Annotated in this window: 9 protein-coding genes; 5 read left to right on the forward strand and 4 right to left on the reverse strand. The window is 71.5% G+C overall.

The genetic code is table 11. The features are described from left to right. Positions 1–43: 43 nt before the first annotated feature. The 3 genes from DFH01_RS20955 to DFH01_RS20965 are packed head-to-tail and all read right to left on the reverse strand — an operon-like array spanning position 44 to position 4,715. Positions 44–964, reverse strand: a complete 921-nt coding sequence (locus DFH01_RS20955; RefSeq protein WP_109872472.1) for an MBL fold metallo-hydrolase — start codon at positions 962–964, stop codon at positions 44–46. A gap of 53 nt (positions 965–1,017) precedes the next feature. Further along, the gene (xdhB, locus tag DFH01_RS20960) at positions 1,018–3,309 is read right to left on the reverse strand and encodes a xanthine dehydrogenase molybdopterin binding subunit (protein WP_109872473.1); all 2,292 of its coding nucleotides are present in this window, start codon (positions 3,307–3,309) and stop codon (positions 1,018–1,020) included. Next, complete coding sequence (locus DFH01_RS20965; RefSeq protein WP_109872474.1) at positions 3,309–4,715, reverse strand: xanthine dehydrogenase small subunit; 1,407 nt, start codon at positions 4,713–4,715, stop codon at positions 3,309–3,311. The genes xdhB and DFH01_RS20965 overlap by 1 nt, the downstream gene beginning before the upstream one ends. Positions 4,716–4,859: 144 nt before the next feature. Here DFH01_RS20965 and DFH01_RS20970 point away from each other — a divergent pair, with 144 nt between their 5' ends. Then, on the forward strand, positions 4,860–5,141 hold the full coding sequence (locus DFH01_RS20970; RefSeq protein WP_109872475.1) for a hypothetical protein: 282 nt from the start codon (positions 4,860–4,862) through the stop codon (positions 5,139–5,141). A 19-nt stretch (positions 5,142–5,160) separates the two neighbouring features. Here the strand turns inward: DFH01_RS20970 and treS are convergent, their stop codons facing one another. After that, positions 5,161–8,445: a maltose alpha-D-glucosyltransferase gene (gene treS, locus DFH01_RS20975; protein WP_109872476.1), complete on the reverse strand. Its 3,285-nt coding sequence runs from the start codon at positions 8,443–8,445 to the stop codon at positions 5,161–5,163. 148 nt (positions 8,446–8,593) lie between these two features. Between treS and DFH01_RS20980 the strand changes: the two genes are divergently transcribed. From DFH01_RS20980 to rfbA, 4 genes are all read left to right on the forward strand, one after another. Then, the gene (locus DFH01_RS20980; RefSeq protein ID WP_233256218.1) at positions 8,594–9,901 is read left to right on the forward strand and encodes a glycosyltransferase family 4 protein; all 1,308 of its coding nucleotides are present in this window, start codon (positions 8,594–8,596) and stop codon (positions 9,899–9,901) included. Between the two features lie 159 nt (positions 9,902–10,060). Further along, the gene (rfbC, locus tag DFH01_RS20985) at positions 10,061–10,651 is read left to right on the forward strand and encodes a dTDP-4-dehydrorhamnose 3,5-epimerase (RefSeq protein WP_109872477.1); all 591 of its coding nucleotides are present in this window, start codon (positions 10,061–10,063) and stop codon (positions 10,649–10,651) included. Beyond that, positions 10,651–11,544, forward strand: coding sequence for a dTDP-4-dehydrorhamnose reductase (rfbD, locus tag DFH01_RS20990; RefSeq protein WP_109872478.1), 894 nt, complete (start codon positions 10,651–10,653; stop codon positions 11,542–11,544). Before rfbC ends, rfbD begins: the two co-directional genes overlap by 1 nt. A gap of 5 nt (positions 11,545–11,549) precedes the next feature. Next, positions 11,550–12,431 (forward strand): glucose-1-phosphate thymidylyltransferase RfbA, encoded by an 882-nt coding sequence (gene rfbA, locus DFH01_RS20995; protein ID WP_199231332.1) that lies wholly within the window; start codon positions 11,550–11,552, stop codon positions 12,429–12,431. Position 12,432 lies beyond the last annotated feature (1 nt).

The raw sequence follows: 12,432 nt of genomic DNA on the forward strand, positions 1-12,432 counted from the left end.
CCAAGGTCGCCGATCTGGCCTGGAGAGTGCGGGCGCCCGCGCCTCAGGACAAGGCGCTGTCCGGAACCTTGGCCTTCACCGGAATCTTCAGGTAGCGCACGCCATTCGCCTCCGCCGCCGGGAAGCGGCCGGCGCGGATGTTCACCTGGATCGAGGGCAACAGCAGCGTCGGCGCGGAGAGCTTCGCATCCCGCTGCGTGCGGAAGGTCACGAACTCCTCCTCGGTCTTGCCATCCTTCACATGCGGGTTCTGCGCGCGCTGCTCGGCCACCGTGCTCTGCCAGGCGAAGGCATCCCGCCCCGGCGCCTTGTAGTCGTGGCACATCCACAGCCGCGTTTCCGGCGGCAGCGACAGCAGGCGGCGGATCGAGCGGTACAGCGTGCGCGCGTCGCCACCCGGGAAATCCGCCCGCGCCGTGCCGTAGTCATGCATGAAGATCGTGTCGCCGACGAAGACGTCGGAGACACCGTCGGGCTCCGATTGCGGCGGCAGGATGCGGTACGCGACGCAGGCTGGCGTGTGTCCCGGCAGGTGCATGACTTCCACGTCCAGGCTGCCGATCCGAAAACGCTCGCCGTCGCGGAACAGGTGGTCGAAGTCGCCGCCCTCGGGCACTACGTCCTGCAGGTTGAAGACCGGGCGGAAGATGGTCTGCACCTGCTTCACGCCCTCCCCGATCCCGATGCGCGCACCGGTCTCGCGCTTGATCCAGGGCGAGGCGGTCAGGTGGTCCGCATGGACATGCGTCTCCAGCACCCAGTCGACCGTCACGCCTTCCTCGCGCGCCGCGTCGAGCAGCGTCTTGGCGGATTTCAGGTCGGCCTCGCCGCTGCGGTTGTCCCAGTCCAGCACGGGATCGATCACCGCGCCGCGCTTCGTCGCAGGATCCCAGACCAGGTAGCTGACCGTGTTGGTCGGCTCGTCGAAGAAAGCCCGGATCGCCGGGCCGGTATCCGCTGCCATGCCATCCTCCCCGCAAGGCTTCGGGGAGGCTATCGTACTCCTGCCCGATCGGGTCACCCTTTGTTGCGCAAGGCCATAAGCACCCGCTCCGGCGTGGCGGGCAGATCCAGCGCCGGGGTGCCGATCGCGTCCTTCAGCGCATTCCACACGCTGGTCGCCAGCAGCAATGGCGGCTCTCCCACCGCCTTCGACCGGAAAATGGTGTCCACCCGCGCCGGCGCGCTTTCCAGCAGCCGCGTGCGGAACACCGGCGGCACGTCCCGCGATCCGGGTATCTTGTACGTTGATGGCCCAACCGTGCGCAGGCGCCCTTGTGCGTCCCACCACAGCTCCTCGCAGGTCAGCCAGCCCATGCCCTGCACGAAGGCGCCCTCGATCTGGCCGAGATCCACCGCCGGGTTGAGGCTGCGCCCGCAATCCTGCAGCAGGTCGGCGCGCAGGCACCGATGCTCGCCGGTCAGCGTGTCCACCACCACCTCCGCCACCGCCGCACCGTAGGAGAAGTAGAAGAAGGGATTTCCCTTCATCGCCTTCGGGTCCCAGTGAATGTCCGGCGTGCGGTAGAAACCCGTCGCGGAGAGGCTGACGCGCTCGATGAAGCAGAGCTTCGCGAGTTCCCCGAAATCCAGCCACCGGTTCGCCCCGGCGCGCTCGGCCCAAGCGCGGTTATCGGCGAAGACCACCGCTTCCGGCGCGATGCCCCATTTCGCCGCCGCGACCTCCGCCATACGGCCGCGGATCGCGACGGCGGCGTTGTGCGCCGCCCAGCCATTCAGGTCCGATCCGGTGGAGGCCGCGGTCGGCGCGGTGTTCGGCACCTCCGCCGTGCTCGTCGCGGTGATGGCGACGCGGTCGAGATCGACGCCGAAGGCCTCGGCCACGATCTGCGCCACCTTCACGAACAGCCCCTGCCCCATCTCCGTGCCGCCATGGTTCAGGCGGATGGAGCCGTCGGAATACACATGCACCAGCGCGCCCGCCTGGTTCAGGTGGCGGATGCCGAAGGAGATGCCGAAGCACAGCACCATGCTGCCAAGGCCGCGGCGCAGCGTGGGATGCGATGCGTTGAAGGCCGCGATTTCCGCGCGGCGACGGTCCCATTCGGAGTCCGCCTTGGCTTCCGCCCAGACGCGCGCGATGAGGTCGCCTTCCACGCGCTGGCCATAAGGCAGCTCGTCGCTGTTCCCGCCGACGCCCAGGAAATTGCGCGCGCGCACCTCTTCCGGCGTGCGCCCCAGCGCCGCGGCGACGCGATGAACGACATCCTCCATCAGCAGCGCGCCCTGCGGTCCGCCGAAGCCGCGGAAGGCGGTGTTGGACACCGTGTTCGTCTTCACCGCGCGCGCGGTGATCGCCAGCGCCGGCACGTCGCAGCAATTCACCGCATGCGTCACCGCCCGGAAGACCACGCCGCCCGACATGTCGAGGCTCCAGCCGCCATCGGCAGCCAGCAGCGCCTCGAGACCCATGATGCGGCCGGTGTCGTCGAAGCCCGCGGTCCAGCGATACAGGAAGGGGTGACGCTTGCCGGTAGCGATCATGTCGGCGCGGCGCGGCAAGCGCAGCTTCACCGGCTTCCCCGTGACGCGCGCCCCGATCGCCGCCGCGGCGGCCACCCAGCTTGCGTTGCTCTCCTTGCCGCCGAAGCCGCCGCCCATGCGCCGGCAGGTCGCCGTCACCTGGTTGTAGCCGCAGCCCAGCACGCGGGCGACGATGTGCTGCACTTCCGAGGGATGCTGCGTCGAGGAGACCACGGCCATGTCGCCGCCCTCGCCCGGCGTCGCCAGCGCCACCTGGCCTTCCAGGTAGAAATGCTCCTGCCCGCCGGCGCGGAATTCCGCCGAGAGCCTGCGCGGCGCCGCTGCGATGGCGGCGGCGGCATCGCAGCGTCGGATCACCTGCGGCGGCACCACATCCTGCCCGAGTTCGAGCGCCCGCTCGATGGTCAGCACCGGCTCCAGCGCCGCGATCTCCGCCTGCACGGCCTGCGCCGCGCGCAGCGCCTGGTCGCGCGTGGCGGCGACGACCATCGCCAGCGGCATGCCGGCGAATTCCACCACCGGATCGGCGAAGAGTTTTTCCTTCTGTGTCGCCGGGCCGATGTCGTTCTCGCCGGGCACGTCGGCCGCGGCGATGATCGCCACCACGCCCGGCATGGCGCGCGCGGCCTCGTTGCGCAGCGCGGTCAGCGTGCCATGCGGCACCGCGGAAAGCACCAGCGCCGCATGCAGCGTGCCCAGCGCCTCCGGAATGTCGTCGGCGTAGCGCGCCTCGCCGGTGGTGTGCTTCAGCGCGCTGTCATGGCGCAGCGCGGCGCCGACGGATTTCGTCGCGATCCCGTCCATCACGCGATCTCCAGCGCGGTGACGTCATGCACCAGGTCGGGCCGCGTCGCGCGCAGATGCAGCCGCCGCAGAAGCCCCTGCGCCACCGCGAGGCGATAGGCCGCGCTGCCGCGCCAGTCCGACAGCGGCGCGATGTCGCGCGCCAGCGCCTCGGCCGCCGCCTCCACCGCCGCCGCGTCGAAGGCATTGCCGCGCAACGCCGCCTCCGCGCCCGCCGCACGGATCACCGTCGCGCCGACACCCCCGAAGGCCAGCCGCGCCTCCGCGACCACGCCGCCCTCGACGCGCACCAGCATCGCCGCGCCGACCGTCGCGATATCCTGGTCGTGCCGCTTGCTGATTTTCTCGCACGCCAGCAGCGCCTCCGCGGGCGGGCGGGGGATGAACACGCGCAGGATCACCTCATCCGCCGCCAGCGCGTTGCTGCGATAGCCAGTGAGGAACTCCGCCACCGGCATCCTCCGCTCGCCGCGCAGCGACGCCAGCGTCACCGTCGCGCCCAGCGCCACCAGCGGCGGCAGCGCATCCCCGATCGGCGAGGCAGTGCCGAGATTGCCGCCCAGCGTCCCGAGCCCCCGGATCTGCCGCGACCCCAGCCGCGCGAGCAGCGACGCCAGCGGCCCGAATCCCGCCTCCGCCCGGCAGAGATCAAGCAGCCGCGCATAGGACACCGCTGCGCCGAGCCTCAGCCCCTCCGCCGAAGCCTCCACTACGTGCAGATCGGGCACGTTCAGCAGGCAGACTACCGCCGCCGGCACCTCCCGATGGTCGGAGACGCGCAGGCCGAGATCGGTGCCGCCCGCCAGCAGCCAGGCCTCGGGGTGCGCCTTACGCAGGTCCAGCAGTTCCGGCAGCGTCGCGGGCGCCCAGAACACCTGCCCCGGCGCCTCGAAGCGCGCCGACGCCACCGGCTGCATCACCGGCCCCCCGCCGCGATCGTCCGAAACGCCCGAGAAAACCTCGACGATGGGACGGTAGCCGGTGCAGCGACAGAGATTGCCGGCCAGCGCCTCATGCACATCCCCGCCGATGCGGGCATGCGCCCAGGCGGACATGACGATGCCCGGCGTGCAGAAGCCGCATTGCGTGCCGTCGCTCTCGGCCATCGCCACCTGGATCGGATGCGGCGCGCCATCCGGTGCGCGCAGCCCCTCCACCGTGCGCACCGCCCGCCCATGCACCTGTCCGAGCAGCGTCAGGCAGGCATTGATCGGCGTGCGCGCGCCATCCGCGCCCTCCAGCACCACCGTGCAGGCGCCGCAATCGCCCTCCGCGCAGCCTTCCTTGGTCCCGGTCAGCCCCGCCGCCCCGCGCAGCCAGTCCAGCAGCGAGGTCGTCGGCGAGGTTCCGGGCGGCAGCGTCTGCATCCGGCCGTTCAGCGTGAAGGCGATGGGCGTCGCGGTCATGACGCGGAGTTAAGCAAAGCGCGCGCCGCGGTCGAGGGGGCCGGATCGCCGGCCACGCCGTGCAGCCGGCCGGATCTGTTCCGTTGCACCAGGCCCGGCCGGGCGTAATCATCTTCCGCTGGAAGCCGCCCCGAGGATCGCCCCGTGTCCATTTTCCGCGTCCTGCCTGCCCTTGGCCTCTCGCTCCTCTGCGCCGCCTGCGCGACCGAGCCTGTGACCTTCGTCGCGCCACCGCACGAGGCTGCCGCCGCGATGGCGACCAGTGCGGTGGCCATCGTGCCCGGCGGCCAGGCTGTCAGCGGCAACAGGATCCGCACGGGCGTCTGGGTGCTCCGCCAGGACGGCTCGGTCGTCTACTGCTCGATCCAGATCGACGTGGGCGATCACCTCACGCAGACCAAATGCGCCGCGCCCGTCCGTCCCTGACAGCGCGCGGCACGGGCAGTCAGTCTCCGCCCTCGCCCAGCAACCGCTCCGCCAGCGCGGCGAGGCCCCGTAGCGGCACCGGCAGCCAGGCCGGGCGGTTCGCCGCCTCATAGGCGATCTCGTAGGCCGCCTTCTCCATGACGAAGAGATCGAGCAGCGCCGCTTCGCCCGCCGGCGGCGCGCCCGTCTCGGCTTCCCAGGTCGCGCGGTAGGCAGCAAGGAAGGCGGCACCGGCGGCATCGCGCCAGTGCCCGATCAGCTCCGTCCGCCGACCGGTCGGCGCCGCGGTGGCCGCGCCACTCTCCTCCGTCGCGGCGGCGACGGCAGCGGCGTAGTCCAGGCTGCGCAGCAGCCCCGCCACGTCCCGCCAGGCGCTGCCCTTGGCGCGGCGCGCCGCCAGCGGGCGCGCCGGCTCGCCCTCGAAATCCAGGATCACCGCATCGCTCGGCGCCACCAGCACCTGGCCGAGATGGAAATCGCCATGCACCCGCGTCGCCAGCAGGCCCGCCGCGGCCGGCGCCGCCGCGCGGATGGCGGAGATCAAGGCGCCGCGATGCTCCAGCAGCCGCGCCGCCAGCACCTCCTCCTCGCCCGGCGGCACCAGGCCGGGCCGCGCCAGCAGGTCGAGCGCGTGCGAGACCTCCTCCACCACGACCTCGACCCAGTTGCCGAGCATCGCCGCATCCGCCGGCTCCGGCGCGAAATCCGGATCGGCGCTGGGCTGCGCCAGCACCAGATGCATCTGCGCCAGCCTTCGGCCGATCGCCTCGGCCAGCGGCAGGTAGCCGGCCAGCGGCTCATCCGGCTCTGCCTCGGTCAGCGCGGCCTCGTCCACGGTGCGGGCCAGCCAGTCCAGCGTCCAGGCCCAGGCATCGCCCTGGTTGCGGGCGAAGGCGTGCAGCAGCGCGAGGGTGGTCGTGGCGCCGCCCTCCGCCTCCCGCACCACCTCCCCGAGCAGCGCCGGCGTGCCGGGATAGCCGGCCTCGGTCAGGTGGCGGGCCATCTCCGCCTCGGGGTGCAGGCCCGGCTGCAGGCGGCGCAGCAGCTTCAGCACCACCGCCTCCCCCAGGATGATGGAGGTGTTGCTCTGCTCGCCGCCCAGCCGGCGCACCTCCGGCGCCTCGGGCAGGTCCATTTCCATCAGCGCGGGCATGGCGCGGAACTGCACCTGGCCCTCCGGCGTCGCCAGGCTGCGGCGCTCGCGGCAGGCGGCCAGCACGGCGCGCGCGAAGCCGTCCGTCGCGGCCGCATCGGTCACCAGCCCGACCCGCGCGCCCTGGCGCAGCCGTGCCATGGCGAGTTGCCCGGCGGGCTTCGCGCTCTCCTCCTCCGGGACCTGCGCCAGCGGCATCAGCCAGCGCGCCCCGCCGGAGCGCCCCTGCGTCTCGACCTCCGCCAGCAGCATCCGGTCGCCGCCCGCAAGCGGCACGGCGTAGCTGATCCGCGTCGTGACCGCCCCGCTCTCCTTGGCGGAGAACCAGCGCCGGCGCCGCAGCCATTCCGGCAGGATCTCGCGCTCCAGCAGCGCGGCCGCCTCGGCGCCGAGCCAGGCCGCGCCCGGCCTTGCGACCAGCGTGCGCAACTCCGGCAGCGGCTCCGGCGCCGGCACGTGCCAGGCGGGCAGCGCCGCGCCCTGCGCCAGCAGGAACCAGTGGAAGGCATAGGGCGGCAGCGTCAGCACATAGGGAACTCCCGCGACCGGCGGGAAGGGCGTGCCGCCCAGCATCTCCACCGGCACGCGGCCTGCCATGTCGGACAGATCGAGCTCCACCGCCTGCGCCGCGCGGGAGAGGTTGAACACGCAGAGAACCACTTCCCCGTCCAGCTCGCGCAGATAGGCCAGCACCTTGCGGTTGCCCGGATAGAGCAGCCGCATCCCGCCGCGCCCGAAGGCGCGCGTGCGCTTGCGCACCGCCAGCATCCGCCGCGTCCAGTTCAGCAGGGAGGACGGATCGCGCAGCTGGCTTTCGACATTCACCGCCTGGAACCCGTAGAGCGGGTCCTGGATGGGCGGCAGCACCAGCGCGGCCGGATCGCCTCGGGAAAAGCCGCCATTGCGGTCCGGCGACCACTGCATCGGCGTGCGCACCCCGTCGCGGTCGCGCAGATAGACATTGTCGCCCATGCCGATCTCGTCGCCGTAGTAGATCACCGGCGTGCCGGGCATGGAGAGCAGCAGCCCGTTCATCAGCTCGATCCGCCGCCGGTCGCGCTCCATCAGCGGCGCCAGGCGCCGGCGGATGCCGAGGTTGATCCGCGCCCTCCGGTCCGCGGCATAGACCGACCACAGCGCGTCGCGCTCGGAATCGGTCACCATCTCCAGCGTCAGCTCGTCATGGTTGCGCAGGAACACCGCCCATTGGCAGCCCTCGGGGATGTCCGGCGTCTGGCGCAGGATGTCCGTGACCGGGAAGCGGTCCTCCTGCGCCACGGCCATGTACATCCGCGGCATCAGCGGGAAGTGGAAGCACATGTGGCATTCGTCGCCGTCGCCGAAATACTGCTGCACGTCCTCCGGCCACATGTTCGCTTCCGCCAGCAGCATGCGGTTCGGGTAGCGGCGGTCGAGCTCGGCGCGGATGCGCCGCAGGATCGCGTGGGTCTCTGGCAGGTTCTCGTTCGTCGTGCCCTCGCGCTCGATCAGATAGGGCACGGCGTCCAGCCGCAGCCCGTCCACGCCCATGTCGAGCCAGAAGCGCATCACCCGCAGCACCGCGGCGATGACGCGCGGATTGTCGAAGTTCAGGTCCGGCTGGTGGCTGTAGAAGCGATGCCAATAATAGGCCTTCGCCACCGGGTCCCAGGTCCAGTTCGACGTCTCGGTGTCGCAGAAGATGATGCGCGTGCCGGAATAGCGCTTGTCGTCGTCGGACCACACGTACCAGTCGCGCTCGCGCGAGCCCGGCGGCGCGTTCCGCGCCCGCTGGAACCAGGGATGATCGCTGCTGGTGTGGTTGATGACCAGCTCGGTGATCACCTTCAGCCCGCGCGCATGCGCCTCGTCCACGAAGCGGCGGAAATCGCCCAGCCGGCCATAGTCGGGATTGACCGATGTGTAGTCGCTGATGTCGTAGCCGTCGTCCTTCAGCGGCGAGGGGTAGAAGGGCAGCAGCCAGATCGCGTCCACGCCGAGGCCCGCGACATGATCCAGCCGCGCCATGAGCCCGGCGAAGTCGCCGATCCCGTCATCGTTGGAATCCATGAAGGATTTCAGGTGCAGCTGGTAGATCACCGCGTCCCGCCACCAGAAAGCCTCCCGGGGCGAGCCGCCGCCGCGCCGCCTGCGCCGATCCTCCTGCTGCATGCGTCGAAGCCGCTCCCAACGTTGCACCCATGCTGTAGCGACTGGCGCCGCTCCCGGCCCCCCGCGCCCCGTTCACGGATGCGGGAGGTGGCGGCTTGACCCTGCCTGGGCGGCCCCGCAGCCTCGGCGCGATGCCACCGCCGGACCGATGATGCCCGATTTCCAGCCCCGCCGACCGCTCCGCGCCCTGTTCATCCACCAGAACTTCCCGGGCCAGTATGCGCACCTTGCCCCGGCCCTGGCGGAGCGCGCCGGGGTGCAGGTGGTCGGCATGGGCGAGAAGCCCGGCTACAGCGCACCGGGTGTCGCCTACATCGCCTATGGCGCGCCGCGCGGCGCCGGGGAGCACACGCATCGCTACATCCGCCCGCTGGAGGCCGCGGTGCGCCGCGGCCAGCACCTGGCCAACCGCCTGGTGCAGCTTCGGGACAAGGACGGGTTCCGGCCGGATGTGATCGTCTGCCACCCCGGCTGGGGCGAGGGGCTGTTCCTGAAGGACGTCTTCCCGCGGGCGAAGACGCTCTACTACTGGGAATTCTACTACAACGCCTTCGGCCAGGACCTCGGCTTCGACCCCGCCCAGGGCGTCTCACTGGACGACGCCGCGCGGGTGCGGGTCCTCAACGCGACGCAGCTGATCTCGCTCCAGGCCGCCGACTGGGGCGTGAGCCCGACGCGCTGGCAATGGAGCCGCTACCCCGACTGGGCGCGGCAGCGCATCACCGCCCTGCACGAAGGCGTGGACACCGCCCGCTGCGCGCCGCGGCCGGGCGCCGTCTTCCGCACGCCGGAGGGACGGGAGTTCCGCAAGGGCGACCCTGTCATCTCCTATGTCGCGCGCAACCTCGAGCCCTATCGCGGATTCCCTTCGTTCATGCAGGCGCTGGCGATCATGCAGCGCGAGAGGCCCGACCTGCAGGCCGTGCTGGTCGGCGGCAACGAGGTCTCCTACGGCCGCAGGCCCGATGGCGCCGCAAGCTGGAAGGAGAAGATCCTGGCCGAGATGGAAGGCCAGCTCGACCTCTCGCGCATCCACTTCACCGGCCGCGTGCCGCACGAAGCGCTGCACGAGCTGTTCCGCGTGACCGCGGCGCATGTCTACCTGACCTATCCCTTCGTGCTGTCCTGGTCGATGCTGGAGGCGATGGCGTGCGGCGCGCTCGTCGTCGGCTCCGACACGCCGCCGGTCGCGGAGGCCATCACGCATGGCGAGAACGGCCTGCTGGTGCCCTTCTTCGAGCCGGAGGCGATCGCGCGGAGCGTGCTCGGCGTGCTGGCCGACCCCGCCGGCCATGCGCCGCTGGCGGCCGCCGGCCGGCAGAGCATCGTGGAGCGCTACGACCTGCGCAGCGTCTGCCTGCCGCGCCAGCTGGAGCTGGTCGAGCGGCTCGCGGCGGGGCTTGAGCCGGAGGCCAGCGGCCCGATGACCGAAGGGCCGCAAGGCCCGAAGGTCTGAATCGGCCCGTTACACATACAACGCGGCCCGATGACCGAAGGGCCCCAAAGACCGCAGGTCTGAATCGGCCCGCCCCACAGACATGGCGGCGCTTCCCGGCCCTGGCGCGCCGGGTTAAGCAGCCGCCACGGTTGCGTTGCGCGAAGGGACAAAGGAACCATGCCGGACGAGGCGCCGACCCCGCTGCGGTCCGGCAATTTCCAGGCGACGCCCCTCCCGCTCCCCGGCCCGCTGCTGATCACTCTCCGCCCCTTCGCCGACGCCCGCGGCGCTTTCGCCGAAACCTACAGCCGCCGCGACTTCCGGGCGCTCGGCATCGCCGAGGAGTTCGTGCAGGACAACCAGTCGCTGTCGCGCCACGCGGGCACGGTGCGCGGCCTGCACTTCCAGGCGCCGCCGCATGCCCAGGCCAAGCTGGTGCGCGTGCTGCGCGGTCGCATCCTGGACGTCGCGGTGGACCTGCGCGCCGCATCGCCGACCTTCGGCCGCCACATCGCGGTCGAACTCGCGGCAGAGTATGCGCGGATGCTCTACATCCCCGTGGGCTTCGCGCATGGCTTCGCGACGCGCGCCCCCGACACCGAGGTCGCCTACAAGGCCAGCGCCCCCTATGCGCCGGAAGCCGATCGGGGCCTGGCCTGGGACGACCCCGCGCTGGGCATCGCATGGGGCGTCGGCCCGCAGCAGGCGATCCTCTCCGACAAGGATCGCCGCCTGCCGCGCCTGGCCGAGCTCGGCCCCATCTTCTGATGCGCGTGCTCGTCGCCGGACGCGAAGGCCAGGTCGCCCGCGCCCTGCGGGATCGCCTGCCGCGCGACGGCCATGCCGTGACCGCGCTGGAGCCGCCAGAGCTCGACATCACCGATCGCGGAAGAATCGCCGCCGCTCTGGACCGCGCCGCGCCTGACCTCGTGGTGAACGCCGCCGCCTACACGGCGGTGGACCGCGCCGAGGACGAGCCGGCCCTCGCCGCAGCGATCAACCGCGACGGCGCCGGCTGGCTGGCCGAGGCCGCCGCCGCGCGCGCCCTGCCCTTCCTCCATCTCTCCACCGACTACGTCTTCGACGGCACCAAGGGCGCGCCGTATGTGGAGGAGGACTTGCCGAACCCGCTCGGCATCTACGGCCGCACGAAGCTCGAGGGCGAGCAGGCAGTACTCGCTGCCAATCCGCGCAGCGTCATCCTGCGCACCGCCTGGGTTTGCAGCCCGCATGGCGCCAATTTCGTGAAGACCATGCTGCGCCTGGCTGCCGAGCGCCCGGAATTGCGCGTCGTCGCAGACCAGCTCGGCGCGCCAAGCTTCGCCCACGACCTGGCCGATGCCATCGCGCGCCTCGCGCCCCGCCTGGTCGCCGCGCCTTCCGGCGATCCCGGCTTCGGCCTGTTCCACCTGACCGGCGCGCCGCACACTAGCTGGCACGGCTTCGCCGCCGCGATCCTGGACGGCGCCGCGCGCCGCGGCCATCCGCGCCCGGCGCTTGCCGCCATAGCGACCGCCGACTATCCCACCCGCGCCCGACGACCCGCCGATGGCAGGCTGGATTGCGGCAGGATCGGCCGCATCCACGGCATCGCGCCGGCCGACTGGCGCGTCTCCCTCGCGCGCTGCCTCGATGCGCTGCTCGGCCCCGAGAAGGAATGACAGGAATGAAGGGCATCGTGCTCGCCGGCGGCGCCGGCACCAGGCTGCACCCGGCGACGCTCGCCGTCTCCAAGCAGCTGCTGCCGGTCTACGACAAGCCGATGGTGTACTACCCGCTCAGCGTGCTGATGCTGGCCGGCATCCGCGAGATCATGCTTATCACCACGCCGCACGACATGCCGCTGTTCCAGCGCCTGCTGGGCACCGGCGAGGGCTGGGGCATCCGCATCGAATACGCCGTGCAGGAGAAGCCGAACGGCATCGCGCAGGCGCTGATCCTCGCCGAGGAGTTCCTGGGCGGCGCGCCCTCCGCCCTCGTGCTCGGCGACAACCTCTTCTACGGCAACGAGCTGGACGAGCAGCTCGCCGCCGCGCGCGACGCGACATCGGGCCATGGCGCGACGGTCTTCGCCTATCGCGTCGCCGATCCCGAGCGCTACGGCGTGGTGGAATTCGACGCGGAGGGCCGCGCGCTGACCATCGAGGAGAAGCCGAAGGCGCCGCGCTCCAACTGGGCGGTGACGGGCCTCTATTTCTACGACGGCCGCGCCCCCGCCTTCGCGCGCGCCCAAAAGCCGTCGGCGCGCGGCGAGTTGGAGATCACCGACCTCAACCGCGCCTATCTCGAGGAAGGCACGCTGCGTGTGACGCAGCTTGGCCGCGGCTTCGCATGGCTCGACACCGGCACGCATGACAGTCTGCTGGAGGCCGGCGAGTTCGTCCGCGCGATCGAGAAGCGCACGGGCCAGAAGATTGCAGCCCCCGAGGAGGTCGCCTGGCGCATGGGCTTCATCGACACGGCGCAGCTCCGCGCGCTGGCGAAGCCGCTGCGCAACAGCGGCTACGGCACCTACCTGGAGGCGCTGCCGGCGCGCGAAGGGGCATGAG

Origin of the sequence: Falsiroseomonas bella, assembly GCF_003173615.1 — a bacterium.
Lineage (GTDB): Bacteria > Pseudomonadota > Alphaproteobacteria > Acetobacterales > Acetobacteraceae > Falsiroseomonas > Falsiroseomonas bella.

Coding starts and splice junctions, on each gene's coding strand:
- DFH01_RS20980 (WP_233256218.1), top strand. CDS start 8,594: ATGATGCCCGATTTCCAGCCCCGCCGACCGCTCCGCGCCCTGTTCATC.
- xdhB (WP_109872473.1), bottom strand. CDS start 3,309: ATGGACGGGATCGCGACGAAATCCGTCGGCGCCGCGCTGCGCCATGAC.
- treS (WP_109872476.1), bottom strand. CDS start 8,445: ATGCAGCAGGAGGATCGGCGCAGGCGGCGCGGCGGCGGCTCGCCCCGG.
- DFH01_RS20955 (WP_109872472.1), bottom strand. CDS start 964: ATGGCAGCGGATACCGGCCCGGCGATCCGGGCTTTCTTCGACGAGCCG.
- rfbD (WP_109872478.1), top strand. CDS start 10,651: ATGCGCGTGCTCGTCGCCGGACGCGAAGGCCAGGTCGCCCGCGCCCTG.
- rfbC (WP_109872477.1), top strand. CDS start 10,061: ATGCCGGACGAGGCGCCGACCCCGCTGCGGTCCGGCAATTTCCAGGCG.
- rfbA (WP_199231332.1), top strand. CDS start 11,550: ATGAAGGGCATCGTGCTCGCCGGCGGCGCCGGCACCAGGCTGCACCCG.
- DFH01_RS20965 (WP_109872474.1), bottom strand. CDS start 4,715: ATGACCGCGACGCCCATCGCCTTCACGCTGAACGGCCGGATGCAGACG.